The sequence below is a fragment of the Pseudomonas sp. GL-RE-26 genome (genome assembly GCF_019956275.1).
GTDB lineage: Bacteria > Pseudomonadota > Gammaproteobacteria > Pseudomonadales > Pseudomonadaceae > Aquipseudomonas > Aquipseudomonas grandcourensis.
This window is the reverse complement of the sequence record NZ_JAHBDI010000011.1, coordinates 138,861-165,613: the sequence shown is the minus strand read 5'-3', so window position 1 is coordinate 165,613 and position 26,753 is coordinate 138,861. Positions and strand designations below refer to the sequence as shown.

The following is a 26,753-nucleotide window of genomic DNA, read 5'->3' as shown; positions in this document are numbered from 1 at the left end:
CAGTCGACATTGTTTCTGGCTGTCAGTCCGTCATCGTCGGAGCGCCGCCCGGAGCAAGCTCGCTCCCACAGGCCCCAGGCCGATATCTGAATTTAAAGGTGCGATGAGATGGGCTCAGGCTTTTTTTCCTCCTGGACATTCTGGGCCCTGTTATCGGCGGCATTCGCGGCAATGACCGCCATTTTCGCGAAAGTCGGCATCGAAAACATCAACTCCGACTTCGCCACCCTGCTACGTACGATAGTGGTATTGGTCAGCCTGGCCTTGATTTTATACGCCACGGGCCAATATCAGTCATTGGGATCGATCTCTGCGAAGAGCTACCTGTTCCTGCTGTTGTCGGGCCTTGCCACCGGTGCATCGTGGATCTGCTATTTCCGCGCACTCAAGGTCGGCCCGGCGTCACTGGTTGCCCCAGTGGACAAACTCAGCGTGGTGCTGGTGGCTGTTCTTGGCGTTGTCCTGCTGGGCGAAAAACTCGACCTGCGCCAATGGGGCGGAATCGGCCTGATCACGGCCGGGGTGGTCATGCTTGCCCTCCGACGCTAGGCAAGCATCCTACAAGCCCTGTCCACTCATCTGACAGATCAAAGTCAAAAGGCCCTCTTGCACTGACTGGAGCTGAACATGACCTGTCAGGCAAAAGCCCGAAACACTCTGCCGCTAGCCAGTAACACTTCAGCTGTGCAACATGGCGCGCGTGCCTTCCACAAATGGGAATTCCCTTTATGAAACGTTTTCTTAGCATCGCCATGGCGTTGTGCATCGGCCTGACGATGAGTCTCGATGTCAATGCCGCCAAGCGCTTCGGTGGTGGCAAAAGCGCAGGCGCTGCGCCGACTCACCAGACCAGCCAGATGGCTCCCTCTTCTCCAGGCATGGGCGGCGCTGCGGCGACCGCTGGTGCCGCTGGCGCCGCTGCCAAGGCCGGTGGCGCTTCGCGCTGGCTCGGCCCTCTGGCCGGTATCGCGGCCGGTGGCCTGCTGGCCTCCATGTTCATGGGTGATGGCTTCCAGGGCATGCAGTTCTTCGACATCCTGATCATGGCCGTCATTGCGTTCCTGGTCTTCCGCTTTATCGCCGCCCGTCGTCGCAAACAGCAGGAGCATTACGCTCCGGCCGGCCACGCGCCGATGCAACGTGAGGCGTTCGAACAAAAGCCTGCCGGCGGTTCGATCTTCGGTGGCTCGGCAGCGCCTGTTGCCGCTCGCCCGGTGATCAACGCGCCAGCCTGGTTCAACGAAACAAACTTCGTCGAAGCGGCGCGCAATCACTTCCAGTCCCTGCAACAGCACTGGGACGCCAACGAAATGGACAAGATCGCCGAGTTCGTGACCCCGCAAATGCTGGAGTTCCTCAAGCGTGAGCGTGCTGACCTGGGCGACGGTTTCCAGTCCACCTACATTGATAACCTCAATGTACAGCTGGACGGTGTGGACGATCGCGCCGACAAGACCATCGCCACCCTGACGTTCACTGGCGTGTCGAAAACCTCGCGTTTCGACCAGGGCGAAGTCTTCAGCGAAAGCTGGAACATGGAACGTGCACAGGGCGAAAACCAGCCTTGGCTGGTAGCTGGTATCCGCCAGAACGGCTGATCCCGCGTAGTTCTATTCGGAAGGTGCCGAGCCTGTTTTTAACGCCGTATGATCGACGCGCAGGCACGTTCCGGACAGAACTTCACTTGCAGTAAACAAAACCCCGGCTTCGGCCGGGGTTTTCTATTTCGCGGTTGCATCTATAGCAAGCTACTGTATAAACCGCCCCATATAAACCGCGCCATACAAGCAAGAGGATCCCGGACGTGGAAGAAATCATCGAACAACTGCGTGAAGCCAACGAACCGGTACCGGTCCCCTTGGAACTGCCCGACGAAGACCTTCTGGTCGAAATCGAAGAACAACTGTTCATCGACATTCCATTCGTATTCAGAGAGTTTCTGCTGACCGTCAGCGACGTGGTCTACGGCAGCCTGGAACCGGTCACCGTGACCGACCCGCAATCCCACACCTACCTGCCCGACGTTGCCGCCAACGCCTGGGACGCCGGCGTCGATCGCAGCCTGATCCCGATCTGCCAGGACGGTGATGACTACTATTGCGTCGAAGAAGACGGCACCGTGGTGCTTTGGCAGGCCGAAGAAGAACTGATCGCCGAAGAGACCTGGGAGTCGGTGTGGCACTGGGCGCGGGACGTCTGGCTGGAAAGCTGATCCAGTCAACGCCGCTGGGTGGTCAATGCCCGGACGACTCCTTGTGATTGTCGAGGGTTTCCAGCAACGCCACCTGCATCCGCGTATGCACACGAATGAACCAACGCCACAGCAGCGCCGCCACGGCGGCCGCGACCACGGCGATCAGCACCAGCAACTTGTTGGTCGGCAGAATACTGGCCGACAAGGCTGCCAACAGCAAAAAGATCACCAGCAGTGACAGGATCGGGATCACTTCGGCGATCACCCGGCGCACTCGCTGCGTGTGGCGCCCAGCCATCTCCGGCTTCACACCCATTTCCGCCAGCAACATCGACAGTGCCTTTAGCTTGCGGTACGCCGCAATCAAAAAAGGCAGCGACAACAACAGCGCCCCACCCCAGATCAACGCCTTTTGCCAACTCGGATCGCTGATCCAGCCTTGCAGGTAAGTCGACATGCGTTCGGCGAAGTACGCGCCCAAGAAGAAGATCGCGATCACGAGCGCCAGATTGACTCCCACCTGCAGCAAGATCCGCCGAATCATGGATGCCAGCAACGCGCCTTCACCCTGAGGCTGGATGCTGCGCAACCATTCGCCGTACATCCCCAACACCCGTCCCAAGCGTTCTGGCATGGCGCCGGCGAGCTTGATCGACAATGGATCGGCCGCGCGAATCAGATACGGCGTCAGCAAGGTCGTGATCACCGAAACCGCCACAGCCACGGGGTACAGAAAGTTGCTGGTGACCTGCAACGTCATTCCCAGTGCCGCGATGATGAAAGAGAATTCGCCAATCTGTGAAAGACCCATCCCGACCCGCAGCGAGGTGCGTCCGTCATTGCCGGCGATAAATGCACCAAGGCCGCAGGACAACATCTTGCCGAGCACCACGGCTACGGTGATTACGGCGATTGGCCAGGCGTACTGAAGCAGGATCGCCGGATCGAGCATCAGCCCGATGGCCACAAAGAAAATCGCGCTGAAAAGATCGCGAACCGGTTCAATCAGTCGTTCAATTTTCAGCAGTTGCCGGGATTCAGCCATGATCGCGCCGATCAGGAATGCCCCGAGGACCATGCTGTATTCAAGCTTGACTACCAGCAGGCAGAAACCAAAACACAGGCCCAGCACCGTGATCAGCAGCATTTCGTTGCTTTCGAATCTGGCGACGTAGGCCAGCAGCCGCGGCACCATCAGGATGCCGATGACCAACGCGACGATCATGAACAGCGACAGTTTGCCGACCGTGGAAAACACTTCGCCGGAGCTGACCGTACCGCTGACCGCGATGCTGGACAGCAGCGCGATGATGCCGATGCCCAGAATGTCCTCGACGATCAGCACTCCGAAAATCAACTGGGCAAATCGCTCGTTCTTCAGCTTCAGATCATTGAGCGCCTTGACGATGATGGTGGTCGAGGAAATCGCCAGGATCGCGCCGAGGAACAGAGAATCCATGGTGTTCCAGTCGAACCAGCGACCAATCTCGTAGCCGATCCAAATCATCAGCACGATTTCCAGGAATGCCGCGATGAATGCCGTGGCACCGACCTTGAACAACTTGCGCAGGCTGAATTCCAGGCCCAGGCAGAACATCAGGAATATCACACCGAGTTCGGCCAGGGTCTTGATGGTTTCTTCGTCATGGATCAGGCCGAATGGCGGGGTGTGCGGACCAATGATGAATCCGGCGACGATGTACCCCAGCACCACCGGTTGTTTCAGGCGATGGAAAACCACGGTGACCACACCTGCGATCAACATGATCACTGCCAGATCCTGAATGAAACTGATGGCATGCATGGCGTGAGACTCCCTTTGTGGCATTGCTCGATCCCCGAACGCAGGAAAAGTCAGATCGAGCAGAACAAAAATCGGAATTGCACGTAGGAAATGCCCTTGAGGCAGGGCTTTTTGCAGGGTAACACCGCGACTTCTGGCAGAAAGGCGGTGCAATATATGGAAACAGATCGATCCGGCGTGACGGCGACCCTATACCCGGCGTCCCGATAACTGTTGGTTTGAAAAAACCGCCGAGGCACCCGCAGAGGTGCATCCCTCAAACCTGGCCTTGACCCGTGAGAATGCTATGGAACCCGGAAACGCCCAGCTGTCGATGACGGTATTGATGACCCCCGACATGGCCAACTTCTCTGGCAATGTCCACGGTGGCACCCTGCTCAAATACCTCGACGAAGTGGCCTACGCCTGCGCCAGCCGTTATGCCGGCCGCTATGTGGTGACCCTGTCGGTGGACCAGGTCATTTTCCGTGAGCCGATCCATGTCGGCGAACTGGTGACCTTTCTCGCCTCGGTCAACTACACCGGCAATACCTCCATGGAGGTGGGCATCAAAGTAGTGACCGAGAACATCCGCGAACGCTCGGTGCGTCACACCAACAGTTGTTTCTTCACCATGGTCGCGGTGGATGACCAGCGCAAACCTGCCTCCGTACCACCGCTGCAACCGCAGAATAGCGAAGACAAGCGTCGTTACATGCAGGCCCAGCAGCGCCGGCAGATTCGTCAGGAGTCGGAAAAGCGCTATCAGGAGATCAAGGGCGACGTCTGAGTCGTTCAGGCAGGTTGATGGTGTTCTCTAGATAGCCTTCGTCGGATCACCGCCCGGAGCAAGCCCGCTCCCACATTTGATCTTTGGTGTTGCATAGATCCAGTGTGGGAGCGGGCTTGCTCGCGAATGGGTTCAACGCTCAATCAGAGACTGATCGAGGTCGCTTCGAACCGCACCCGCGGATGAGCAATCCGGTCCTGAGCCCGTACCAGTTCCAACTCGTAGCTGGCACAGGCCTGGGTTTCCAGCAGCACCTCATGCACCGCCGACGCCGTGAACTCGAACGCGGCCACCAGGCTGTCGCCCAACAGCACACGGGCCAGGAACAGGCCGGACGTCAGATCGCCCACGCCTACCGGCTGACGCGGGAACGCCAGCAACGGGCGCTGCAAATGCCAGCTGCCTTCGGCCGTCACCAGCAGCATCTCGAAGACCTCTGCCGACTTGCCTGGGTAGTCCAGGTGCTTGACCAGTACTGCTTTCGGGCCACGCACCAGCAATGCACGCGCCATTGCCAGGCAATCGAACAGCGATTGCGGCTTGCGCCCGGAGAAGCTGTCCAGCTCCAGCTGGTTCGGGCACATGAAGTCCGCCACGGCGGCGGCCTCTTCCAACAGAAAATCACTGACTTCCGCCGGAACACTGCAGCCCTTCTCCGGATGCCCCATGACCGGGTCACACAGGTACAGCGCCTTGGGATTCATCGACTTGATCCGCGCCACACCCGTCAGGATCGCCCGGCCCTGGGCCGCACTGCCGAGGTAACCGGAGAGCACCGCATCGCAGTTGCCCAGTTCGCCAATCGCCGCAATGCCTTCGACCAGGTCGGGGATCTGGTGCGGCGCCAGCACTTCACCGGCCCACTGGCCGTACTGGGTGTGATTGGAGAACTGCACAGTGTTGAGCGGCCAGACATTCACCCCGACCCGTTGCATCGGGAAAACCGCGGCACTGTTGCCGGCGTGACCGAATACCACGTGGGACTGGATAGCGAGCAAATGCGGTGTACGTTTCATGCGGTGGATTTCCGTAAAACGATTGAAATTCTAGCCGCGCAGTATGCGACTAAACACAGCCTGTACGACAGACCAGCGACGCAGTTAAGCTGACACTATCTTGTTGGAGCACCCTGTTGATGCTGACCCTTGGAAATATATTCGTGCTGATGCTGTTCGCCACTGCCGGCGCATGGCTATGGCACAACCACGGCTTGCGCGAGCGCGCGCTGGAGCGGGTAAAACAGCATTGCGGCAAGCTCGGGATCGAATTGCTCGACGGCAACGTGGCCTTGAAAAGAATCGCGTTCATCAAGGATGCCAGTGGTCGGCGACGCCTGGCCCGTGTGTATAACTTCGAATTCACCGTGACCGGCGAAACCCGCCACAACGGCACCATCACCCAGTTCGGCGCTCACAGCGCACAGATTGAGCTGGCGCCCTACCCGGTCCCGTTCGACGAAACCGAACCGGTGGTCGACGTGGCGAAGCCTCGTGCGGAAGTGATCGAGCTGAGCCAGTGGCGTCAGGACCATACCAAGTGGCGGCCTTGAGCCGTTAACCCGATCCGGATCGGCACGCTGCCAGCTCACGCTGCAGCCGTTCTGCATTCTGCGCCTCACTGAAAATCAGCTCGATACGCGAATCCTGCCGCCATTCACTGGGCTGCCAGTCCAGCGCCGAGTTATCCACCGCGTTCGCCGAGATCCAGCCGTGGGTACTGTGGATAACCAGCTTTGCCCGCCTCCAGGCAAGGCATTCAAGCCACCGGCCAACCAGAGCGGCATCAAACACCTGGCTTGGGTGCCAACGCCATCCGATGCTCCAGCCTCCGTCCTGTTCCTGACTCAAGCAAATGGGCAATGCGGGATCGCTCCAGACCGCCGGCAGCTGCGCCAATCCCTTGGGCAAGATGAAGTTATCCACACCTGCCCGCGCTTTGGCATTCAGCCCCGGCAGCTCGCTCAAGGGTAAAGCCGCCTGTTGCGTCCAGCACAGGGGGAGCGGCGGCAATTGCCCGGCGATCCGCTGGCGACTGTCTTCGTCGAGACCTTCAGACTTGTTCAACAGCAGCAGTCCCGCATGGCCCAGCGCTTGCTGTTGAACATCCGGCAGCGGTTTGCCAGCGGCGAGCGACTGGGCATCCAACACCAGCACACAAGGCTGGACAGCCAACACACCTTGCCACGGTGCTTCGCTCAATTGTCTGAGCAACTGCGCCGGATGCCCCAACCCGGAGGGCTCGATGAACAATCGATCCGGTTGCGCCTTGCGCAATAAGCGCCCAAGACCAATCTGAAACGGCGCACCGTTGACGCAACACAAGCAGCCCCCGGCCACTTCCCCCAGTGCGATACCATCGGCGTCCTGGGTCAGTAGTGCAGCGTCGAGACCGATCTGGCCAAACTCGTTGATCAACACCGCCCACCGCTCGCCAGCCGGGCGCTGGGCCAGCAGGTGTTTGATCAGGCTGGTCTTGCCGGCGCCCAAGGGGCCGGCAATGACATGAGTGGGGATATTCTGCAGCATGGTTGATGATTTCTGAGGAGGTGGTGGATGCGGTTGATCGGCTTGTCGTTGCTCCTGGCACTCGTTTCAGGCGAGGCGCTGGCCCAGGCTTGTGTGGTTCACAGCCAGGGCCAGCGACTTGATGTCCAGGTTTGCCAGCAGAACCGCAACATCCCGCCAAAACTCTTTGCCGATGGTTTCTGCCAACCGAACCTGGCGGGGCAGAAAGTCGATGTGCAGTATGTCGATCAATGTCCCGGCGGCGCATTCGGTATCTGCAGCAACGCCCAAGTTGCCAATATGCCCTACCGACAGGATATTCACTATTACGGCGTTGCCACCGACGCGGCGTATTTGCAGCCGTACTGCGAGGCCCAGAGCCAGGGCACCTGGCTCAAGCCTTGAAGCGCCAATAGTGGATCAGGCAGCCTCTTCATACCAAGGGCCGAATGGATCAGGCAGCAAACGCCAGCCCTCTACCCCCAGCGCCATTTCCTCATCGGTCAGCAGGCATGCGTCCAGCTCGGCCGTGAGTTGCGTGAAGTCGATGTTCTGGCCGATGAACACCAGTTCCTGGCGACAGTCCCCGCTGTCAGCGGTCCAGTTTTTCATGATCCCGGTGGTACTTTCTTCGTCCTGGGGCCATTGGTTTTTCGGTACGAAACGCCACCAGCGCCCGGCAAAGCCATAGCGCATCAATCCACCGGCCTGAGACCAGCTGCCGGCGTCCATGTGCTTGCTCGCCAGCCAGAAGAAGCCCTTGGAGCGCAGCAGCTTGCCGTTGTCCCAAGGACCGTCGATGAAGTTGAAGAAACGCTGTGGATGGAACGGCCGGCGAGCCCGGTAAGCACTGGAAGCGATTCCGTATTCTTCGGTTTCCGGCACGTGTTCGCCGCGCAACTCCTGCAACCATCCCGGCGCCTGGGCAGCCTTTTCGAAGTCAAAACGACCGGTGTTGAGAATCTTGTTCAAGGGGATTTCTCCCATCGCCATCGGAATGATTTCCGCCCGGGCGTTGAGCCGCTCAAGAATGGCGATCAATTCTTCGCGCTGGTGGCTACTGATCAAGTCGATCTTGCTGAGCAAAATCACATCGGCGAACTCGACCTGTTCGATCAACAGATCGGTAATCGAACGTTCGTCTTCCTCCCCAAGGGTTTCTCCTCGGGAAGCCAGGCTTTCGGCAGCCTGGTAATCGATCAGGAAGTTCATGCCATCGACCACCGTGACCATGGTGTCGAGACGTGCGATGTCGTTGAGGCTCTGGCCGTTTTCATCGCGGAAGGTGAAGGTTTCCGCCACCGGCAGCGGTTCGGAAATACCGGTGGACTCGATCAGCAGATAGTCGAAGCGACCCTCCCTGGCGAGTTGACTCACCTCCTCCAGCAAGTCTTCACGTAACGTACAGCAAATACACCCGTTACTCATCTCCACCAACCGTTCTTCAGCGCGATTAAGGCTGACATCGCGCTGGACTTCGGTGCCATCGACGTTGATTTCGCTCATATCGTTGACGATGACTGCAACCCGCAATCCATCGCGATTACGTAGTATGTAATTAAGAAGTGTACTTTTTCCGGCGCCTAGAAAGCCGGAGAGAACGGTCACGGGGAGTCGATTGGACATCTGCATATTCCTCACAGGGATGCCCGGTCGCTGTGTCGGGCCTACACAATGTTATACTGTAACAACACAAATAAACCATCCCCTCTTGCCCGGCAGGGAAAAGGACAGGATGCTGAACACCGCTCCCCTCGTGAGAAAGCCCATGCGCAACGCCCTTAAACCTGCATTGATCATGCTTTCCCTGCTGATGGCGGCCGACGCGACGGCCCAGATCCCGAGCCTGGCCAAATGCACCCGCAGCGCCAATCTGCTGGCCTGCGTGGATGCAGATGGCAACGCCTACAGCGTCAACACCGCCGGTAGCACCCTCTATCTGCGGGGTTTCGAAACGGCCGGAAAACGCTATTGGGCGCAGACCAACAGTCGCTACGGCCAGCTAACGTTTTTCACCGGTATCGCTTCCGATGGCGAGGCCTGGGTCGGCTACAACCGGCGCGTCGGCTGGACCACGATCAACCGGTTTTCCAGCTCCGGCGGAAGCAGCGCCAGGTTCACCTGCAGCCGGATCGCTGGCTGTTAGGCCGGCTTGTTTTTCTGCTCCTGCTGCCAGGCGAGGTAGCTGTTGATTGGCGGATTTTTCTGAAAGTAGCGCTGTAACCCTTCGAACAAGCCGTCAGCCACCGCCTGCTGATGGCGTGCGGTCACCAGCCGCTGACTGTCGCGGGCATTGGAGATGAAGCCGGTTTCCACCAGGATCGACGGCACATCCGGCGACTTCAACACCGCGAATCCGGCCTGCTCTACACGCTTCTGATGCAAGGTGGTGATGCCCGCCAGGCTACCGAGCACGGTATTGCCCAGCGCCAGGCTGGCGGCGAGGGTGGCGTTCATCGACATATCGAGAATGACACCGGCGAGCATCGGATCCTTGTCCTTGAGATTGAGATTGAGCAGGCTCGTCGCGCCCAGCAGGTCCGCGCCGTTCTCTCGTTGCGCCATGAAGCGCGCCGTGGCGGAGGTCGCCCCACCTTCGGACAGGCAGTACACCGACGCGCCTGATGCCGTGAGACGCGGTGCCGCATCGGCATGCACCAAGATGAACATGTCGGCATTGTGCTTGCGGGCGATGTCCACGCGCTTGCGCAACGGCACGAAGAAATCGTCATTGCGCACCAGTTTCACGTCGAAGCCTTTTTCGCGTTTCAGACGTTTGGCCAGCAACTGAGCGATGGACAGCACCACGTCTTTCTCACGCTCGCCCTTGGCCCCGATCGCCCCCGGATCCTTGCCACCATGGCCGGGATCGACCACCACGATGATGTCGCGCATGGGATGGGCCTTGGCCGTGGCCACTGCTGGCGCTACAGGAGACGGCGATGGCAACGGCGCGCTGGTTTTCAGATCTAGCACCAGCCGGTGTCCCTGCCCATCCTGGGGCGGCAACAGGAAGCTGTTGAGCAGTACCGGCTCACGGAGGTCGAGGACGATCCGCGTATCGCCCCTGCCGAAATGCCCGGATCGAATCGAACGGATCACGCCATCGCCCAGGGCCAGCTGACTGAAATCGCCGCCGAGGCCGGCGCCACTGAGGTCGATGATCAGCCGCTCCGGGGCACTCAATGAGAAGGTCTTGTACTGCACGGGTCCGCTCAGATCGAACACCAGCCTGAGCTTCCCGTCCGAGCGCCAGAGCCGTGCATTACGAATTTGCGTAGCCGCCGCGCCGAAGGGTAAAGCGAAGGCCGCGCTGGCCAGAATCAGGTTGAGCAATTGGCGTCTGTGCATGATGAAGGCCTGCTCATGAAAAAGGCATCGTCGAGTTTGTTGTTATACTATAACATGACAAATTAACTCCCACGATGGACCTGCTCATGAATGCGCTGACTCTGCCGGATATCGCCGCGCAGGCCTCACGCCAAGCCCTGCCACTGGAGTGGGTGGGCATGTGCGGCATTGCTCTTCCCGTTTTGTTTGATGGCCAACGACTGAATGCAAAGGCCGATGCCGGCGTGAGCCTCGACGATGGCAACGCGCGCGGCATTCACATGTCACGGCTCTATCTGGCGCTTGAATTGCTGGAGCAGGAAAGCCTTTCACCGGTTTTATTGCGGCGGGTTTTGCAGCGCTTTCTTGAGAGTCATGAAGGGCTATCCAGCAGCGCACACCTAACCATTCATGCCGATTTGTTGCTGAAAAGGCCGGCGCTGATCAGTCCACTGGCCGGCTGGAAAAGCTATCCAGTCCGCATCGAAGCGCGTTTGAAAAACGCAATGTTCCACGTGGAACTAAAAATAGACGTGCCTTATTCCTCAACTTGCCCGTGTTCCGCGGCCCTTTCTCGACAGTTGATTCAGCAGCAGTTCGTCGATGACTTCGCCAACAAGCCCCTGCAACACGCCGACGTTTTAGCCTGGCTCGGCTCCACGAACGGCATAGTCGCTACACCTCACAGCCAACGCAGCAGTGCAAAGTTGCGTGTACGGCTGGCTGATTTTTTGGACGAGTTACCTCTGATCGCCGTCATAAACGACGCCGAAGCCGCACTCGGCACCGCCGTACAAACAGCGGTAAAACGCGCCGACGAACAGGCCTTCGCCCTGGCCAATGGTCAGAACCTGATGTTCTGCGAAGACGCCGCACGCCGTTTGAATTTGGCCCTCAAGCGCTCCACAGGCATCAACGCCTTCCACATTCGAGTCACTCACGCCGAAAGCCTGCACGCCCACGACGCCGTAGCCGAAAGCCGTTTCAACTGGGAGGCCGCATGATTGCTTGCCACGCTTTGCGCTGGGGCGCACCGGGGCAGCCACTCACGCCCGCGCTGGACTTCGAACTGTCGAAGGGCAGCCTGACCGCCATCATCGGTGCGAACGGTTCCGGGAAAAGCAGCTTGTTGAAGGTCATCGCCGGCTTGCAAAAACCGTTGGCCGGAAAGGTGCGACTGGGTGTTCCTCTCAAGGGCGGTGTGTCGTTCCTGCCCCAGCAACAACACCTGGACAGGCAATTTCCGATCAGCCTTCAGGCATTGGTGGCCGCCGGCTTCTGGGGCAACAAACAGTCACCGCAGATCCGTAGCCAACGACTGAACACCGTCCTCGAAAACTGGTGCCTGAACGGCCTGGAAGATCGACCCTTGATGGCCCTCTCCGGCGGCGAATTGCAACGCGCCCTGCTCGCCCGATTGAGCCTGACCGATGCCCCCTTGCTGTTGCTCGACGAACCCCACGCGGCCCTCGATGAACTCGGCCAGGCATTGCTCTGGAAGCACATACACGATTGGCACCTCGAAGGCCGGACACAGGTGGTCGTGTGCCATGACCTCGCCGCTGTCCGCGAGCACATCCCACACACGTTGCTGATCAAAAGCAGTGGTTGCGCATTCGGCCCTAGCGCCGAACTGATCGGCCAACCACCACAAGCGCAGGTGGCCTAATGATCGCTGCCGCGCATCTTTGGCAACCGTTCCACGAGTTCGTCTTCATGCGTCGGGCGCTGCTCGGTGGTTTACTCCTGGCGTGCAGTACGGCGCCCCTTGGGGTGTTTCTGATCCTCAGACGCATGAGCCTGATCGGCGATGCGGTCGCGCACGGCATCCTTCCCGGTGCGGCCCTGGGTTTCTGGTTTGCCGGGTTGAGCCTCCCTGCGCTGACCATCGGTGGCCTCGGTGCCGGCCTGAGCATGGCCGGCCTTGCAGCCTGGGTTACGCGACGCACCGGTCTGCGAGAGGACGCCAGCCTCGCGGCGATCTACCCGATTTCCCTGGCCGGTGGCGTGCTGATTCTCGGCATCGCCGGCAAACGCCTGGACCTGTTGCACCTGCTGTTTGGCTCGGCGCTGGCGGTCGACGGACCGACCTTGACCGGCATGCTTTGGGTCTCGGGCCTGAGCCTGATTGCCATGGTGCTGATCTACAAGCCACTGCTGCTCGACACCCTCGACCCGCTTTTTCTGCAAACCGTCAGCCGACTCGGCCCACTGGCCCACGGCGTGTTCCTGACGCTGGTGGTGTTGAATCTGGTCATCGGTTTCCAGGCGATCGGCGCGTTGATGGTGGTCGGCCTGATGATGTTGCCTGCCGCCGCGGCGCGTTTCTGGAGTCGCCGCCTGCCGGTGCTGATCGTCGTCGCCGCCCTGCTCGGCAGCCTCTCGGTGTGGCTCGGTTTACTCATCTCGTTCTATTACTCGCTGCCCAGTGGCCCGGCAATCGTGCTGGTGGCCGGCGGTGGGTATCTGCTGTCCGTGGTGTTCGGGCCGGTGCACGGCTTGCTGCGCCGCCCGCCTTTGCTCACATCCTAATGAGGTGTTACCCGATGCGCGCTTTACTCGTACTGTTCAGCTTGATGGTGTCGATGTCACTGTCTGCCGCCGAAAAACTTCAGGTGGTCACCAGCTTCAGCATCCTTGCCGACATGACCCGGCAGGTCGGCAAGGATCATATCCAGATCACCAACATGGTCGGCCCGGACGCGGATGCCCATACCTACGAGCCGACACCGGACGACGCTAAAGCGCTGCTCAAGGCCAGGCTCATCATTAAGAACGGCCTGGGTTTCGAGCCCTGGCTGGATCGCCTGGTGACGAGTACCGAGACCAAGGCGCCGGTCATCAGCGCGAGCCACGGCGTCATTCCGCGTAGCCTGGATGAAGACGGCGAAACCGTTCCCGACCCGCATGCCTGGCATAACCTGGCGAACACCGAGCTGTACATCGCCAACATCACCAAGGCGCTGATCGCCGCTGACCCGGCGAATACCGCCGACTATAAGCGCAACAGCCAGGCGTATCTGAAACAGGTCTATGCCTTGCTCGCCGAAGCCAAGGCCAAACTCGGTTCACTGCCACCGGGCAACCGCAAGATCGTGACCTCCCATGACGCCTTCGGTTATCTCGGCCAAGCCTACGGCATCGAGTTCATGGCGCCTCAAGGCCTGTCCACCGAGCGCGAACCTTCAGCCGCCGAAGTGGCTGCACTGATCACCCAGATTCGTCAGGCCAAGGTCAAAGCCGTGTTCATGGAAAACATCAAGGACGCCCGCCTGCTCAAGCAGATCGCGGATGAAAGCGGCGCGCAGATTGGCGGCACCCTGTACTCCGATGCCCTGGCGGCGAGTGGTCCGGCCAGTACCTTCACCGGGTTGTTCGAGTACAACCTCAACACCCTGTACAACGCGTTGAGCAAGCCATGATCCGCAAGAATCCTTCCGGAGATTTACCGCTGATTGCCGAGTCGGCCTACGTCGACAAGACGGCGATCATTTGCGGCAAAGTGGTGATCGGCGAGAACGTGTTCATCGGGCCCTATGCCGTGATCCGTGCTGACGAAGTCGATGACTCGGGCGACATGCAGCCGATCACCATCGGCGCCAACTCGAACATCCAGGACGGCGTGGTGATCCACTCCAAATCCGGTGCGGCGGTGACCATTGGCGAGTTCAGTTCCATCGCCCACCGCTCGATCGTGCATGGCCCCTGCACCGTGGGCAATCGAGTGTTCATTGGCTTCAACAGCGTGCTGTTCAACTGCGCGGTCGGTGACGGTTGCGTGGTGCGGCACAACTCTGTGGTCGACGGTCGTGACCTGCCTGAGGCCTTCTACGTGCCCTCCACCACGCGGATCGGCCCCAACACCGACCTCTCGCAATACCCGCCGGTGAGCGTCAGTGCCTCGGAGTTTTCCGAAGACGTGGCGCGCACCAACGTCGACCTGGTGCGCGGCTACAAAGCCCTGCAAAACGAGTTCTGACGCGGGTGGCCAAAAACAGCCATCGTGTCAGGACAAATTGCCTGGCACGACAAACGTCTTAATGTTTGCCCCTACGGTTTATGCGATAACGCTCGTTAGAAGCACGTGAGTACGCCGACCATGATCCAGATCACCCTGCCCGATGGTTCATTGCGTGAATACGATCAGCCACTGTCCGTGCACGAGGTGGCCGCCAGTATCGGCGCCGAACTGGCCAGTGCGGCCGTAGCGGGCCGAGTCAATGGTGTACTGGTGGACTGCGAATACATGATCGAGGCGGATTCCCGGGTCAGCATTGTCACCCCCCGGGAGCCGGACGGCCTGGAGATCCTGCGCCGCTCCTGTGCATTGATGCTGGCCATGGCGGTCAAGCAACTCCACCCTCATGCACAAATGCGTGCGGGAAAGGAATTGGGTGACGGTTTCTTTTACGAGTTTACAGTCGAGCAACCGCTGACCCCGGCAGACCTGCCTCTCATCGAAGCGCGCATGCAGTCACTGGCAGCGACCAATCACTCGATCCGTCGACGGCCGGTGCGCGAAGCAGTGCCGCTGTACCGTCTGGGGGACACCGAGTACCAGAGCCATGGACCGCACGTCCCCACCACAAAAGTCTTGCAGGCGTTTGCCCTTGATCACATCAGCGGCACGGTGCAACAACGGATCTATGGCACCTGCTGGTCCAGCCATCAGGAACTGCAACACTGGCGCGTTCCACCTCACGTGGTTGTCGTGAGCATGGATGACCGCCAGGCGACTTATGCACAAGCGGTGACCGAATCCTTGCGCCAAAAAGGCGTGCGCGCCAAGGCCGACCTGCGAAACGAAAAAGTCCGCTACAAGATTCGCCAGCACAGCCAGACCGTGCCGTACCTGGTTGTGGTTGGTGAAAAAGAACAGGCTGGGGGGTTCGTCAGTGTGCGCAGTCGCACGGGGGAGGATTTTGGCCGGATGGCTGTCGAGGCTGCGTGTGAGTGGTTGAGTCGGCCGGGGATGATCTAGGGAGGCTGGAAGGACGCCTTCGCGAACAAGCCCGCTCCCACACTGGATCTGTGGTGTTCACAAAACCAATGTGGGAGCGAGCCTGCTCGCGAAGCTTTTTTAAGCTCTTGGCTTCACAGTGCCGCAATCCTGCCCCAGCCAGACGGCGCGGGATTCAAGGCTGCCCTTCTGCTGAAGGCCGGTGGCGTTGAACGTCCCGTTGACCTTGGTGGTGAACTCGCGATCACTGAGGAACGTCGCCACGCCGGCACCCTGGGCTCTCGGGCAACTGAAGCGGAATTTCCACTGATTGCCGGAGCGGTCGGTAATTTCCTGTTTGCAGCCCGACTGCGGATCGGTCAGCGGAATGTTGTCGGTCTTGACCTGTTCCGGGGTCAGGCACGCCCGGATCCCTTTACCCCCCACGGTGATGCCCTGTTTTTCCAGCAATGCACGCTGCTCAGGGGTCATCTGGCTCTGGAGTTGACCGAGGATCAATTGCAGGTCCGGCATATTCTGCTCGTCGACCTTCATGTTGCTCGTGGTCAGCTCCCACAATCCTGGTTGCAGCATTTGCGCGTGAGCCGCCACAGGAAGCGCCAAACCCAGTGCCATGGCCAAACCCAGCAGACGAACGTTCATCGAGTAACTCCTGATCAGTAGTGGCCGTTAGACGTCAGCCGCCGGCTTCGGTTCATGGGCGAATTAATTAGCGACATTCTGCACGGAACATGGTCTGTTAAGCACTGAATCTTCAGGAGCAAGGCAGCCCCCATGGATTATTTCGGACCGCATATTTTCGGTTATACCATCGCCCTGTTGCACTCGCTGGGCTTGATCGCGGCCATACACGCCGTGTTGACCGTCCGTACCGCCCAAGGCTCGATCGCCTGGGCCCTGTCGCTGTTTTTTATCCCTTACTTCACGCTGATTCCGTACTTGATGTTCGGCCGCAGCACCTTTGATGGCTACATCAAGGCCCGGCGGCAGGCCAACGAGGAGATGCGCAAGGCTGTTTCCGAACTCAACTGGCGACCCTGGGTAGAAGAAGCCCTCACCGCCCGCGCTTCTTCTGCCTACGCCTCACTCAGAGCGATGCCCAAGCTTGGACACATGCCCTGCCTGGCCAATAACCAGACGCGGCTGTTGATCAACGGCCAATCGACATTCGACGCCATTTTCGATGCCATCAGCCAGGCGAAAGAAGCCGTGCTGATCCAGTTTTTCATCGTCCACGACGACCGCCTCGGCCAACGGCTGCAGACTTTGCTGTTGAAGAAAGCCGCCGAAGGCGTGGCGATCTACCTGTTGTATGACCGCATCGGCAGCCACTCCCTGCCCAACGGCTATGTGCAGGCCTTGCGTGATGGCGGGGTCGAGGTCAAGGCTTTTGGCCCCCGTAGTGGCTGGTTCAATCGCTTTCAGGTGAACTTCCGCAACCATCGCAAGATAGTGGTGGTGGACGGCATTCTCGGCTTCGTCGGCGGGCACAACGTCGGTGATGAATACATGGGCGAGAAACCGCCCCTGGCCCCTTGGCGCGATACCCACGTGCAAGTGCGCGGACCAGTGGTGGCGTGCATGCAGGAATCTTTCGCTGAAGACTGGTTCTGGGTGGCTCATGCCCTGCCGCCACTGATCCTGCCCGAGGTTTATCCGGAAGACGGCGTGCTGTGCCAGTTGCTCGCCAGCGGGCCGGCAGACCCCTACGAAACCTGTTCTCTGTTCTTTGTCGAAGCGATCCATGCGGCAACGGAACGGGTCTGGATCACCAGCCCGTACTTCATCCCCGATGAAGCCGTGTTCGCAGCGTTGCGCCTGGCGGTACTGCGCGGTGTGGATGTGCGCCTGCTGTTGCCGTCTCGGCCCGACCATCGAATCGTCTACGCCGCCTCCAGCCTCTACGCTTTCGAAGCCGTGCGCGCCGGTGTGCGGGTGTTCCGTTACGAGCCCGGATTCCTGCACCAGAAAGTGGTGTTGATCGACCGTGAAATCAGCGCCATCGGCAGCGCCAACCTGGACAACCGTTCGTTCCGGCTGAATTTCGAAGTGATGTTGCTGACCGTCGACAGCGCCTTTGCCACCGAGGTGGAACAGATGCTCAACGATGACTTCGCCAACGCCCACGAAATCGCCAAAGGAGAAGGCCGGGAGACCCACCGCCTGCAGCAGGTCGGCATGCGGGTCGCACGGCTTATTTCGCCGATTCTCTAGAGGTAGATATCGTCACGAGTCCATGGCAGTTCATGACTGCCATCGGCGTGGGCCTTCACCGCGAGAATCTGGTGCAGGTTGATCCAGCCCCGGGCGAACGCGTAGGCGCAACCGGCCAGGTACAGCCGCCAGATGCGCAGGACTTGTTCCGGTACGAGTCTGGAGGCCGCTTCGAGGTTGTCTTCCAGGCGTTCGCTCCAGTGATCGAGCGTGCGAGCGTAGTGCAGGCGCAAGCTCTCCACGTCGACGATTTCAAGCCCCGCCTCACTGATCTCGGCAGAGATCATCGACAGGTGCGGCAGCTCGCCATTGGGGAACACATATTTCCCGATGAAATCTCCGGCACCACGTCCTACCGGACGGCCATCAGTGTATTTGGCGGTGATCCCGTGGTTCATCACCAGGCCACCCTCTTTCACCGCGCCGAACAAGGTATTGCAGTATTCGGCCAGGTTGGCGTGGCCAACGTGTTCAAACATGCCGACGCTGACCACTTTGTCGAAACGGCCATCCTGCGGCAGATCGCGATAGTCGAGCAGTTGCAGTTCTACCAGGTCCTCCAGGCCCTCCGCTTTCACGCGTTCCCGGGCCAGGGCCAACTGCTCCTTGCTGAGGGTGATACCGAACACTCTCGCGCCAAATTCCCGCGCCGCAAAACGCGCCAATCCGCCCCACCCGCAACCCACATCCAGCAAATATTCGCCGGGCTGCAGGCGCAGCTTGCGGCACAGATGACGGAACTTGGCTTGCTGGGCCTGCTCGAGGCTTTCGCTGCCGGTCTCGAAGTAAGCGCAGGAATACGCCATGTCGCTGTCGAGCCACAGTTGATAGAAAGCGTTGGAAAGGTCGTAGTGGTAGGAAATCGCCTTGGCGTCTGTCTCTTTGTCGTGGGCGCTACGAACGGGCTGATTGTCGTCGTTTTCGTCCAGCAACGCCTGGCTCCATTCATCGCAGACACGGATCACTTCGCTGATGGAGCCTTCGAGTTCCAGTTTGCCTTCGACAAAAGCAGCACCGAGGGCGTCCAGGCTTGGATGGGTAAACTGGGTGACCATTTGTGGGTCCTTGACCACAATCGTGACGCTGGGCGCCGGTCCCAGATTAAGTTCATGGCCGTCCCAGAGTCTCAGGCGAAGCGGTAATTGCAGATTCTGTAAGGCCGGTGGAAGATGCGCGAGCATGGAGAAGCCCCCTTGTTTCAGACGTCTAAACAGAGGGTAGACCATCTTTGAAAAATAGCTGGCTATCGAACTAATAGCCGATTTCAATGATTCGCGACGCCTACACCTGCCGCCGCGAATGCACAAAATGATGTGCCCTCATCTCCAATGACTACGAACCGGGCGCACAGTTCTAAAAAGATTAAGCCAAGTGATTACCCGGTTTAGAGCATTCGCCTTCAGGTTTCGTCCTTGAGCTTGAGCAACGGTTCCTGGAACCGCAGCAAACGACCGGCATTGCCCAACACCAACAAGGTGCTGAGATTATGCAGCAGCGCCGCAATCATCGCCCCGGCAGCGCCAAGCCAGCCGAACGCGGCGAAGGCCACGATCGCCAAGGTCCAGCCCAATCCGATAATCACATTGACCTGCAACGTCTGGCGGCACTGACGACTCAGGCGCACGCAGGTGCCGAGGCGGCGCAGATCACTGCCGATCAGCACGATGTCTGCAGATGCCAGGGCGATGTCCGCACCGCCCGCGCCCATGGCCACACCGACCACGCCAGCCTTGAGGGCCAGGGAGTCGTTGATGCCATCGCCGACCACCATTGGCCGGAAGCCGCTGTCGATTTCCTTGAGCACACGGTTCAGCTTGTCTTCGGGCAGGGCTTGCGCTTCGACGTCACTGATTCCGACATCCCGAGCGAGCGTTTGCGCAACGCTGTGCCGGTCACCGGTGAGCAACAACTGGCGACCCAATCCGAGGTCGCGCAACTCACCCAAGGCAAATTGCGCCTCGGGTTTGACGCTGTCGGCCAACAACAGCCAGGCGAGGAATTCACCGTTGAGCGCCAGCCCTGCAATAGGGCCGTCATGATCGGGAACCTCCGTTGTACTGATGCCCAGTTGCGCAAACAACTCCGGCCGGCCGAGCGCCGCTTCGCCCTGCTCGGTCATTGCCACCACGCCCAAACCCTGGCGCTCATGAATGTCAGAAAGCAGCAGGAAATGCTCCTGGGTCACCAATCCCGCAAGCGCACGGCTGACCGGGTGACTGCTGGCCGAGCCGAGGCTGGCGGCGAGCTTCAGGACATGGCTGCGATCCTCCAACGGACTGTCGATGGATTGCAGGCGCAAGGTGCCGAAGGTCAGCGTCCCGGTCTTGTCGACCACCAGCGAAGTAAGGTCCGCCAACTCTTCAAGGAACGCAGAACTGCGGATCAATATCCCGTGGCGTGCCGCTACCGCTACCCCGGCAATCGCCGTGGCCGGTGCCGACAACACCAACGCACAAGGACAGGCCGCCACCAACACCGCGAGCATCGCTTGAGCGTTGTTGGTGATGAACCAGGTCACGGCGGCCAGCAGCAACACCAGCACCATATAGCTGCCCGCGTAACGCTCAAGCAAACGAGTGATCGGCGGTTTCGAGCGCTCGGCGTTTTGCATCAGGGCGATGACTTTGCCGAGGGTCGATTCCTGGCCGGTGCGGGTCACTTCGATTCGCAGCAGACCGTCGAGGTTGATCGCGCCACCAAACACCGACATACCGACGCCCGCCTCCATCGGTACCGATTCGCCGGTAATGGAGGCGGTGTCCAGGCTGGCCTGGCCGGATAACACCCGACCATCCGCCGGCACCCGGTCCCCCGCCCGCACCTCGACAAAGTCGCCAGCCTTGAGCGTGCCGTTGTCGACTTCAATGATCGAGCCGTCCGCCTGAACCTTGCGTGCATGGCTGCGGGTCAGTTTGCCGAGGGCATGAATCGCCTCCTGGGAACCGATCACGCTGCGCTCCTCCAGCACGTGACCGAAGATCATGATGATCGGCAACAGGGCCGCCGTCAGCAGATCCCCGGTGGCCCAGGCACCCAGCATGGCCAGGGCAATCAATTGATCGGTGATGCCGTGCAGGCTTGGATAGCGCAGGCTGTACCAGGCCGAGCGCATGACCGGTATGGCAACCAGCAGCGAGGCAAAGCCCAGCAGTAGCTGACTGACACCGGTTTGCTCTGGCGCCAGCCAACGCCAGATCAGTCCCAGCGCGAGCAGGCCCAATGCGAGCATGGCCAGGGTCAACTGGCGCGCGGCGCGGAGCTGTTCGGCCGAAGACAACAGGCTCGGTGCGACGGCGGTTTGAGCGGTCATTGTGCAGCTCCCTGAATGATCAGGCGGGAATCGTCTTTGGGGTCGACCGTCGTGACGGAGCCGGCCTGGCCGAGGATTTTCGGTATCCGCTCGCGATAAATGCGCAGCAGCATTTGCGGGTCAGTACCTTGCTGCTGTGCCTTGGCCAGGCTCAACACAGTGGCCGTGTCGGTGGATGCTTTGGCCAGTCGTTCACTGGCCTGAGCATGGGCAACTTGTAGTGTTCTGTCGGCTTGCTCGTTGGCAGTTTGCGTCAGCTTTTCGGCTTCGGTACGCGCATTGGCCACGGCTTTGTCCGCCTGCTGACTGGCTGTCAGGACCGCATTGAAGGCATTGACCGCCGGGCTTGGCAGACTTGATTGCACATCGACCCGCGCCACCTCGATCCCCAATCCCTGCCCCGTCGCCGTGAGTTCGGCAAGACGCTGGTTGATGCCCTGCACCAGATCGCCACGCAAGCGTTCGCGTCTTTCAGCCGCCTGACTGTCAGCGCCGATCAGCTCTGGCCGGGCGACCAGGATGGTGTCCAAATCCCGTGCGGCGGTGAGTGCCACAGCGCTGCGGGTGACCAATCGATCCAGTGCCGGCAACACATGTTCGCCTTGAAGCACGAACGCATAGGGCTCGGTGACTTTGTAGAAAACCCGCACATCCAGTTGCACCACACCGGCATCACCCGTTAACAGGTAGCCGGAGCCTGCGAGGGCATCGCTGATGGGCGTGGCAAAACTGGCCACGCGATCTGCCTGTATTGCGGCACCACTGCGCAACAGTCCATCCACTCGACGCTCGATCACCCGATCCGCCGCCGGCAACAAAATCACCTGCTCAAACGGTTGCGGCCAGGCCAACAACAGCCCGGCATTCTGAATGCGATCCAGCGCACCGAAATGCAAAACCACCGCACGATTCTGCGGATCGATCTGCCGCACATTGGAAAACGCCCACGCCAATGCCGCCAACACCGTCACCGCGTACAATGCCAGAAATGCCAAGCGCCCGGCCTGAATCCAGGGGCTGCTCAACTCATTTGTTCCACGTGGAACCAAACTCATGGCTGCGATCCGGATTTGTTGTCGAGGCTCGGCGGACCGTCAACCAACACCCGGAACGGTGCGGCATCGGTGCGCAGAATCAGCTTGGTCCCTGGCGTTACCACCGTGCCCAAGGTGTCGAGCGAGCGCAGCAGGTTGTAAAGCTGCGGCGATCCCGCGTAGGCGCGACCGTAAATCTGCGCTGCTTCCACGCGCGATTGCGCTTCGATATCCGCCGCTTTCACCGTGGCATCGGCCTGCACAATTCGCGCATCACGCTCGGCGGCGGAACGAATTTGCGCGGCTTCACGCTTGCCGATGGCCGTGCGCTCAGTGGCGATGGTTTCACGCTCGGCGCGCATCCGGTCGACCGTCGCCGTGAGCGTCACCGAAGGCAGCGTCAATCGTTCGATACCGACTTGCAACACGCGCACGCCATAAGTGGTGAGCAGCTGCTGATCGATTTGCTTGCGCAGTTGTGCTTCGAAATCGGCAATGCGCACCTGGCTGGCATCGGTATTGACCAGGCTCGCCAGATCAAAACTGCTGGCGGTGGTTTCCAGTGCGGAGCCGACAAAGGTGCGAATCTGCCGCGCGGCTTCATCGGGCTGGTTCTGCACCGCGCGCATGAAACGTTGCACATTGTCCGGATCGCCCTGCACCTGCCACGCCACGTAGGCCTGAACGATGATGCGCAAACCGTCCCGCGTTCCCACATCCTGCAACCCGCTGGACGTGGTGCGCAGTCGCAGGTCCACCGGGATCGCCGCCTCGAACGGTGCCGGCCAGCGCCAACCCAGTCCCGGCTCCAGCAAGACTCGCGATGGATTGCCGAAGCGCGTGATCACTGTGGCTTCACCTGAGCGCACCTGCACCAGGCTTGCGGCAGCGACCGCAAATGCCACCAGCAATGCCGCCCACCCCATCCGACGCCATGGGAATGGACCGGCCTCCTGCGGATCGCCGTGATGATGGTGATGGCCGTGGTGGTGATGCCCGCCATGGCCGTGATCGTGGCCGGCGTGGTCATCGTGATCGTGGGAATGGGACTGGCTCAATTGGCAGCTCCTGGCTGAGCGGTTTTACGCGACGGCGCAGGGTCAACCGGCAGCGTGAAAGTACGGAGGTCGATGGTCGGCGCATTGCTGCTGCCGCCCAGACGATGATCGAGCACCAGCAATCTGGCGTTGGCCAAACCCTGGGACAACTGACTGAAATACTGCTCCAGCACGAAGGCCTGGCCAGCGCTGGCATAGGCTTTCCGCTCGGCGTTGAATTTCAGGTCTGCGGCCTGGGCGCCAGCGTTTATTTCACGGGCACTGGCCGTCGCCTGATCGCGGGCGATGCTGGCCTGCAACTGCGCCTGGTTGGTGGCCTCGGCGGCGGCGCCGCGTTCACGGGCGATCAAGGCTTGCGCGCCAATCTGCGCCGCTTGCACGCCGTGATAGGCATTGGCTGCACCAGCCGGCGGGTGAATCGCCTCGACCACCGTGGCGAGAATCTCTACGCCGCTGTCGAGTTTTTTCAAGTCAGCCTGGACGGCGCGGCCGATTTCTTCGGCCAGCCCTACCCTGTCCTCGCCAAGCAATCCGTCGAGGGTACGCGAGGCGAAGTCGTGAACCAGGATTCGGCTGGCGGTGCTGCGAATCAACATCGGCACATCGGCACTGTTATAGGTCGCAGCCAACGCTGCCTCATCGCTCAGGCCGATGCGATAGACGAAGCGCACGTCCATGTTGACGATCTGAAAGCTCTGCCTGTCGGCTCGGCTGCTGGCGATCACCTGGGATTTGTCGTTCACATGGCTGGCGTCCCACAGGCGATTGGCAATTGCCGGGGCCGGGCCTTCGGCGGGGTCGGCCTGAATGGGGGCTGTGGTTTCGCCAACACTGGTGGCCAACTCGTGAACCACGCCATTCTCGACACTCAACACCCGGCCCAAAGGCCAAGGCAAACCCATATGCAAACCTGGGCCGAACACCTCCACTGGCTTACCGAATCGTTCGTAGATGCCACGCCCTTGCAGGGCAATTTCGTGAATGCCGGTCAGCGACCAGCCAACGAGCGACACCACCGCCAACACCGGCAGGAACGCCCGACGCATGTAAGTGAAAGCCCAGATCTGCCGCAGATCGATGCCGAAGCGGTTATGCAATTCGTGCTGCAACGCCAGCAATGGCTGTGGTGGCCAGCGCAGCATGTCAGCAATAAAGCTGCGCGCCAACAGCTCTGGCTCAAGGCGGTCGCGGCGCGGGCTGAACAATGACAACACCGCGCGTAGTAACAGTTCTGCCGCCACCAGCCCCGGCAGCAGTCCGATCAACACCGCCAGGCGTACGGGCCATACCGAGGTTTCATCGGCAAACAACAGACAAAAAGCACCGAGCACCAAGCTGATGATCGCCACACGGATCAATTGCGCCAACGTAGCGGCTTCGGGCCATTGCGTGGTGTTCTCCTGCGCCAGATGGCGCTCCATCACCAACAGGCCGAACGCCAGCAGCAAGAAGCACGCTGCCCCGACAGTGGCCGACAGGCCCAACGCTGCCGGGGGCAACGTGAGGTTCCAGGCCTGTTCCACGCCCAATACCGCCAATAATGCCCAGCCGCCAAGCCACAACGTCGGCGCGCCGATTTGCCCGAGCAAGTGCTGCGATTGCCGGCCGATCCGGTCCAGCAAGCGTTCATACCACCCCGAAGGCACGACAGATTCGTCGACAACAACCACCGGGACTTCGGGATTCATGGCGCGGGCACGCCACTGGGCTACCCACCAGGCCGATTGCGAACCCGCCATCAACACCACAGACGCCGCGCTCAGGTTCAGCAACAACGCTGGCCACAGTGTTTGCGACGAAAACAGTCCGGCAAAAAACGCCAGCAGCACACCCACCGTCGCGAATACGCCCGCGCCGATGGCGAACTGGCGCAAACGCCGCCCTTGAATGAACGCCTGCTGAAAGCGCGGCAACCCGGCTAACGGCGTTTCATCAACATCGAGATCGACTTGCATACCACCCCAGAGTGTCTTCGCTTACAGGACAATTCGTTACGATATAACGAAAATGGTGAAATTTCCGTATTCAAGCGCGCTATCTAAAGATGCCCATCCTGTCGCTTACCTGAAGCCTTGACCGAAATGAGGCACAATGCACATATTACGTTCGTAATTTTATCCAGGAACTACTTTTACCCATCCTTTCCCCTTTCGATCCAGGAGTACATCCATGAGCACTTATGACGTCGTGATACTCGGCGGAGGCCCCGGTGGTTACAACGCGGCGATCCGCGCCGGACAACTGGGTCTGAAAGCTGCCTGCGTAGAAGGACGCGCCACACTCGGCGGCACCTGCCTGAACGTTGGCTGCATGCCTTCCAAGGCGTTGCTGCATGCCTCCGAACTGTACGACGCCGCCATGGGTGCGGAATTCGCCAACCTGGGGATCGACGTCAAACCCAGCCTCAACCTCGCCCAGATGATGAAGCAAAAGAATGAAAGCGTTACCGGGCTGACCAAAGGCATCGAGTTTCTTTTCCGCAAGAACAAGGTCGACTGGATCAAAGGCTGGGGCCATATCGACGGGCCGGGCAAAGTCACGGTGACCGATAGCGCCGGCGGCATGACCGAGTTGAGCGCCAGGGACATCATCATCGCCACCGGTTCCGAGCCCACGCCCCTGCCCGGTGTAGACATCGATAACAAACGCATCCTCGACTCCACCGGCGCCCTGGCACTGACCGAGGTGCCCAAGCATCTGGTGGTGATCGGCGCTGGCGTGATCGGCTTGGAACTGGGTTCGGTCTGGCGACGCCTTGGGGCGCAGGTCACGGTGGTCGAGTTTCTCGACCGGATCTGCCCCGGCGTGGACATCGAAGCCGGCAAAACCCTGCAACGGTCACTGAGCAAGCAAGGCTTGAGTTTCAAATTGAGTTCCAAAGTGACCAGCGCCACCAGCTCCGCCAATGGCGTTCAGCTCAGCATCGAGCCTGCCGCTGGTGGTGCCGCAGAGTTGCTGGAAGCCGATTATGTGCTGGTGGCCATCGGGCGCCGACCTTATACACAGGGCCTGGGCCTGGAGAACGTCGGCCTCGCCACCGACAAGCGCGGCATGCTCGCCAATAAAGGACATCGCACCGAAGCCGCCGGGGTCTGGGTGATTGGAGACGTAACCTCAGGTCCCATGCTCGCCCACAAGGCCGAGGACGAAGCCATGGCCTGCGTCGAGCAGATCGTCGGCAAGGCGGGCGAGGTCAATTACAACCTGATTCCCAGTGTCGTCTACACCAAACCGGAACTGGCCAGCGTCGGCAAGACCGAAGAGCAACTCAAGGCGGAAGGCCGGGCGTACAAGGTCGGCAAGTTTCCCTTCACCGCCAACAGCCGGGCGAAGATCAACCACGAAACCGAAGGCTTCGCCAAAGTGCTGGCCGATGAGCGCACGGACGAAGTCCTCGGCGTGCATCTGGTCGGCCCGAGCGTCAGTGAAATGATTGGCGAATACTGCGTGGCCATGGAGTTCAGCGCCTCGGCCGAAGACATCGCCCTGACCTGCCACCCACACCCGACCCGCTCCGAGGCCTTGCGCCAGGCGGCGATGAATGTGGAGGGGATGGCGACGCAGATGTAAGACCCG

Annotated in this window: 26 protein-coding genes; 15 read left to right on the top strand and 11 right to left on the bottom strand. The window is 60.2% G+C overall.

All coding sequences use genetic code 11. The features are described from left to right. Positions 1-108: 108 nt before the first annotated feature. The 3 genes from KGB07_RS08295 (at position 109) to KGB07_RS08285 (ending at position 2,212) form a co-directional block, all read left to right on the top strand. On the top strand, positions 109-549 hold the full coding sequence (locus KGB07_RS08295; protein WP_223465191.1) for an EamA family transporter: 441 nt from the start codon (positions 109-111) through the stop codon (positions 547-549). Between the two features lie 179 nt (positions 550-728). Beyond that, positions 729-1,598: a Tim44 domain-containing protein gene (locus KGB07_RS08290; protein ID WP_223465190.1), complete on the top strand. Its 870-nt coding sequence runs from the start codon at positions 729-731 to the stop codon at positions 1,596-1,598. 206 nt (positions 1,599-1,804) lie between these two features. Further along, positions 1,805-2,212 carry an SMI1/KNR4 family protein gene (locus KGB07_RS08285; protein ID WP_003187120.1) on the top strand — a complete coding sequence of 136 codons (408 nt, stop codon included), beginning with the start codon at positions 1,805-1,807 and terminating at the stop codon, positions 2,210-2,212. 22 nt (positions 2,213-2,234) lie between these two features. On the opposite strand, the gene KGB07_RS08280 is transcribed toward KGB07_RS08285, so the two are convergent. Next, complete coding sequence (locus KGB07_RS08280) at positions 2,235-3,998, bottom strand: cation:proton antiporter (protein WP_046038857.1); 1,764 nt, start codon at positions 3,996-3,998, stop codon at positions 2,235-2,237. A gap of 286 nt (positions 3,999-4,284) precedes the next feature. On the opposite strand from KGB07_RS08280, the gene KGB07_RS08275 reads away from it, so the two are divergent. Further along, positions 4,285-4,767: an acyl-CoA thioesterase gene (locus KGB07_RS08275; RefSeq protein WP_046038855.1), complete on the top strand. Its 483-nt coding sequence runs from the start codon at positions 4,285-4,287 to the stop codon at positions 4,765-4,767. A gap of 143 nt (positions 4,768-4,910) precedes the next feature. Here the strand turns inward: KGB07_RS08275 and pdxY are convergent, their stop codons facing one another. Then, positions 4,911-5,783 (bottom strand): pyridoxal kinase PdxY, encoded by an 873-nt coding sequence (gene pdxY, locus KGB07_RS08270; RefSeq protein WP_046038853.1) that lies wholly within the window; start codon positions 5,781-5,783, stop codon positions 4,911-4,913. 119 nt (positions 5,784-5,902) lie between these two features. Here pdxY and KGB07_RS08265 point away from each other — a divergent pair, with 119 nt between their 5' ends. After that, positions 5,903-6,316 carry a DUF3301 domain-containing protein gene (locus KGB07_RS08265; RefSeq protein WP_046038851.1) on the top strand — a complete coding sequence of 138 codons (414 nt, stop codon included), beginning with the start codon at positions 5,903-5,905 and terminating at the stop codon, positions 6,314-6,316. Positions 6,317-6,320: 4 nt separating this feature from the next. Here KGB07_RS08265 and KGB07_RS08260 read toward each other — a convergent pair whose 3' ends face one another. Then, complete coding sequence (locus tag KGB07_RS08260; RefSeq protein WP_223465189.1) at positions 6,321-7,292, bottom strand: CobW family GTP-binding protein; 972 nt, start codon at positions 7,290-7,292, stop codon at positions 6,321-6,323. A gap of 27 nt (positions 7,293-7,319) precedes the next feature. Here KGB07_RS08260 and KGB07_RS08255 point away from each other — a divergent pair, with 27 nt between their 5' ends. Continuing rightward, on the top strand, positions 7,320-7,676 hold the full coding sequence (locus KGB07_RS08255; RefSeq protein WP_223465188.1) for an NADH:ubiquinone oxidoreductase: 357 nt from the start codon (positions 7,320-7,322) through the stop codon (positions 7,674-7,676). Positions 7,677-7,691: 15 nt separating this feature from the next. On the opposite strand, the gene zigA is transcribed toward KGB07_RS08255, so the two are convergent. Continuing rightward, on the bottom strand, positions 7,692-8,897 hold the full coding sequence (zigA, locus tag KGB07_RS08250) for a zinc metallochaperone GTPase ZigA (protein WP_223465186.1): 1,206 nt from the start codon (positions 8,895-8,897) through the stop codon (positions 7,692-7,694). 142 nt (positions 8,898-9,039) lie between these two features. Between zigA and KGB07_RS08245 the strand changes: the two genes are divergently transcribed. After that, positions 9,040-9,417: a hypothetical protein gene (locus KGB07_RS08245; RefSeq protein WP_046038844.1), complete on the top strand. Its 378-nt coding sequence runs from the start codon at positions 9,040-9,042 to the stop codon at positions 9,415-9,417. Here the strand turns inward: KGB07_RS08245 and KGB07_RS08240 are convergent. Beyond that, positions 9,414-10,622: an N-acetylmuramoyl-L-alanine amidase gene (locus tag KGB07_RS08240; RefSeq protein WP_223465184.1), complete on the bottom strand. Its 1,209-nt coding sequence runs from the start codon at positions 10,620-10,622 to the stop codon at positions 9,414-9,416. The genes KGB07_RS08245 and KGB07_RS08240 overlap by 4 nt on opposite strands. An 86-nt stretch (positions 10,623-10,708) precedes the next feature. Between KGB07_RS08240 and folE2 the strand changes: the two genes are divergently transcribed. The 6 genes from folE2 to KGB07_RS08210 all read left to right on the top strand — a co-directional run bounded on the left by folE2 (position 10,709) and on the right by KGB07_RS08210 (position 15,582). Then, the gene (gene folE2, locus KGB07_RS08235; RefSeq protein WP_046038840.1) at positions 10,709-11,605 is read left to right on the top strand and encodes a GTP cyclohydrolase FolE2; all 897 of its coding nucleotides are present in this window, start codon (positions 10,709-10,711) and stop codon (positions 11,603-11,605) included. Further along, on the top strand, positions 11,602-12,270 hold the full coding sequence (locus KGB07_RS08230; protein WP_046038838.1) for a metal ABC transporter ATP-binding protein: 669 nt from the start codon (positions 11,602-11,604) through the stop codon (positions 12,268-12,270). The genes folE2 and KGB07_RS08230 overlap by 4 nt, the downstream gene beginning before the upstream one ends. Next, positions 12,270-13,133, top strand: a complete 864-nt coding sequence (locus KGB07_RS08225; protein WP_223465182.1) for a metal ABC transporter permease — start codon at positions 12,270-12,272, stop codon at positions 13,131-13,133. Before KGB07_RS08230 ends, KGB07_RS08225 begins: the two co-directional genes overlap by 1 nt. 14 nt (positions 13,134-13,147) lie before the next feature. After that, positions 13,148-14,023 carry a metal ABC transporter substrate-binding protein gene (locus KGB07_RS08220; protein ID WP_046038835.1) on the top strand — a complete coding sequence of 292 codons (876 nt, stop codon included), beginning with the start codon at positions 13,148-13,150 and terminating at the stop codon, positions 14,021-14,023. Beyond that, positions 14,020-14,580: a DapH/DapD/GlmU-related protein gene (locus KGB07_RS08215; RefSeq protein WP_046038833.1), complete on the top strand. Its 561-nt coding sequence runs from the start codon at positions 14,020-14,022 to the stop codon at positions 14,578-14,580. The genes KGB07_RS08220 and KGB07_RS08215 overlap by 4 nt, the downstream gene beginning before the upstream one ends. A gap of 120 nt (positions 14,581-14,700) precedes the next feature. Beyond that, positions 14,701-15,582 (top strand): His/Gly/Thr/Pro-type tRNA ligase C-terminal domain-containing protein, encoded by an 882-nt coding sequence (locus KGB07_RS08210; protein ID WP_046038831.1) that lies wholly within the window; start codon positions 14,701-14,703, stop codon positions 15,580-15,582. A gap of 99 nt (positions 15,583-15,681) precedes the next feature. On the opposite strand, the gene KGB07_RS08205 is transcribed toward KGB07_RS08210, so the two are convergent. Beyond that, positions 15,682-16,203: a DUF3617 domain-containing protein gene (locus tag KGB07_RS08205; RefSeq protein ID WP_046038829.1), complete on the bottom strand. Its 522-nt coding sequence runs from the start codon at positions 16,201-16,203 to the stop codon at positions 15,682-15,684. Positions 16,204-16,335: 132 nt separating this feature from the next. Here KGB07_RS08205 and cls point away from each other — a divergent pair, with 132 nt between their 5' ends. Continuing rightward, on the top strand, positions 16,336-17,775 hold the full coding sequence (cls, locus tag KGB07_RS08200) for a cardiolipin synthase (RefSeq protein WP_046038827.1): 1,440 nt from the start codon (positions 16,336-16,338) through the stop codon (positions 17,773-17,775). Here cls and cfaB read toward each other — a convergent pair. The 5 genes from cfaB to hflK (KGB07_RS08175) form a co-directional block, all read right to left on the bottom strand. Then, on the bottom strand, positions 17,772-18,956 hold the full coding sequence (gene cfaB / locus KGB07_RS08195; protein WP_223455211.1) for a C17 cyclopropane fatty acid synthase CfaB: 1,185 nt from the start codon (positions 18,954-18,956) through the stop codon (positions 17,772-17,774). The two genes, cls and cfaB, sit on opposite strands and share 4 nt — an antisense overlap. A 218-nt stretch (positions 18,957-19,174) precedes the next feature. Continuing rightward, complete coding sequence (locus KGB07_RS08190; RefSeq protein ID WP_046038824.1) at positions 19,175-21,085, bottom strand: cation-translocating P-type ATPase; 1,911 nt, start codon at positions 21,083-21,085, stop codon at positions 19,175-19,177. Then, entirely contained in the window at positions 21,082-22,140 is a 1,059-nt protein-coding gene (gene hflK / locus KGB07_RS08185) for a protease modulator HflK (protein WP_223465180.1), read from the bottom strand. Before hflK (KGB07_RS08185) ends, KGB07_RS08190 begins: the two co-directional genes overlap by 4 nt. Beyond that, positions 22,137-23,177, bottom strand: a complete 1,041-nt coding sequence (hflC, locus tag KGB07_RS08180; protein WP_046038821.1) for a protease modulator HflC — start codon at positions 23,175-23,177, stop codon at positions 22,137-22,139. The genes hflK (KGB07_RS08185) and hflC overlap by 4 nt, the downstream gene beginning before the upstream one ends. Continuing rightward, complete coding sequence (hflK, locus tag KGB07_RS08175) at positions 23,174-25,132, bottom strand: protease modulator HflK (RefSeq protein WP_223465178.1); 1,959 nt, start codon at positions 25,130-25,132, stop codon at positions 23,174-23,176. The genes hflC and hflK (KGB07_RS08175) overlap by 4 nt, the downstream gene beginning before the upstream one ends. A gap of 214 nt (positions 25,133-25,346) precedes the next feature. Here hflK (KGB07_RS08175) and lpdA point away from each other — a divergent pair, with 214 nt between their 5' ends. Beyond that, a complete protein-coding gene (lpdA, locus tag KGB07_RS08170; protein ID WP_223465177.1) occupies positions 25,347-26,747 on the top strand; it encodes a dihydrolipoyl dehydrogenase in 1,401 nt (466 codons plus the stop codon). Positions 26,748-26,753: the final 6 nt, after the last annotated feature.

Excerpts from the sequence above, each read along its gene's own strand:
- KGB07_RS08295 (WP_223465191.1), top strand. The coding sequence starts at position 109 with ATGGGCTCAGGCTTTTTTTCCTCCTGGACATTCTGGGCCCTGTTATCG.
- KGB07_RS08290 (WP_223465190.1), top strand. The coding sequence starts at position 729 with ATGAAACGTTTTCTTAGCATCGCCATGGCGTTGTGCATCGGCCTGACG.
- KGB07_RS08280 (WP_046038857.1), bottom strand. The coding sequence starts at position 3,998 with ATGCATGCCATCAGTTTCATTCAGGATCTGGCAGTGATCATGTTGATC.
- KGB07_RS08275 (WP_046038855.1), top strand. The coding sequence starts at position 4,285 with ATGGAACCCGGAAACGCCCAGCTGTCGATGACGGTATTGATGACCCCC.
- pdxY (WP_046038853.1), bottom strand. The coding sequence starts at position 5,783 with ATGAAACGTACACCGCATTTGCTCGCTATCCAGTCCCACGTGGTATTC.
- KGB07_RS08265 (WP_046038851.1), top strand. The coding sequence starts at position 5,903 with ATGCTGACCCTTGGAAATATATTCGTGCTGATGCTGTTCGCCACTGCC.
- KGB07_RS08260 (WP_223465189.1), bottom strand. The coding sequence starts at position 7,292 with ATGCTGCAGAATATCCCCACTCATGTCATTGCCGGCCCCTTGGGCGCC.
- KGB07_RS08255 (WP_223465188.1), top strand. The coding sequence starts at position 7,320 with ATGCGGTTGATCGGCTTGTCGTTGCTCCTGGCACTCGTTTCAGGCGAG.
- zigA (WP_223465186.1), bottom strand. The coding sequence starts at position 8,897 with ATGTCCAATCGACTCCCCGTGACCGTTCTCTCCGGCTTTCTAGGCGCC.
- KGB07_RS08245 (WP_046038844.1), top strand. The coding sequence starts at position 9,040 with ATGCGCAACGCCCTTAAACCTGCATTGATCATGCTTTCCCTGCTGATG.
- KGB07_RS08240 (WP_223465184.1), bottom strand. The coding sequence starts at position 10,622 with ATGCACAGACGCCAATTGCTCAACCTGATTCTGGCCAGCGCGGCCTTC.
- folE2 (WP_046038840.1), top strand. The coding sequence starts at position 10,709 with ATGAATGCGCTGACTCTGCCGGATATCGCCGCGCAGGCCTCACGCCAA.
- KGB07_RS08230 (WP_046038838.1), top strand. The coding sequence starts at position 11,602 with ATGATTGCTTGCCACGCTTTGCGCTGGGGCGCACCGGGGCAGCCACTC.
- KGB07_RS08225 (WP_223465182.1), top strand. The coding sequence starts at position 12,270 with ATGATCGCTGCCGCGCATCTTTGGCAACCGTTCCACGAGTTCGTCTTC.
- KGB07_RS08220 (WP_046038835.1), top strand. The coding sequence starts at position 13,148 with ATGCGCGCTTTACTCGTACTGTTCAGCTTGATGGTGTCGATGTCACTG.
- KGB07_RS08215 (WP_046038833.1), top strand. The coding sequence starts at position 14,020 with ATGATCCGCAAGAATCCTTCCGGAGATTTACCGCTGATTGCCGAGTCG.
- KGB07_RS08210 (WP_046038831.1), top strand. The coding sequence starts at position 14,701 with ATGATCCAGATCACCCTGCCCGATGGTTCATTGCGTGAATACGATCAG.
- KGB07_RS08205 (WP_046038829.1), bottom strand. The coding sequence starts at position 16,203 with ATGAACGTTCGTCTGCTGGGTTTGGCCATGGCACTGGGTTTGGCGCTT.
- cls (WP_046038827.1), top strand. The coding sequence starts at position 16,336 with ATGGATTATTTCGGACCGCATATTTTCGGTTATACCATCGCCCTGTTG.
- cfaB (WP_223455211.1), bottom strand. The coding sequence starts at position 18,956 with ATGCTCGCGCATCTTCCACCGGCCTTACAGAATCTGCAATTACCGCTT.
- KGB07_RS08190 (WP_046038824.1), bottom strand. The coding sequence starts at position 21,085 with ATGACCGCTCAAACCGCCGTCGCACCGAGCCTGTTGTCTTCGGCCGAA.
- hflK (WP_223465180.1), bottom strand. The coding sequence starts at position 22,140 with ATGAGTTTGGTTCCACGTGGAACAAATGAGTTGAGCAGCCCCTGGATT.
- hflK (WP_223465178.1), bottom strand. The coding sequence starts at position 25,132 with ATGCAAGTCGATCTCGATGTTGATGAAACGCCGTTAGCCGGGTTGCCG.
- lpdA (WP_223465177.1), top strand. The coding sequence starts at position 25,347 with ATGAGCACTTATGACGTCGTGATACTCGGCGGAGGCCCCGGTGGTTAC.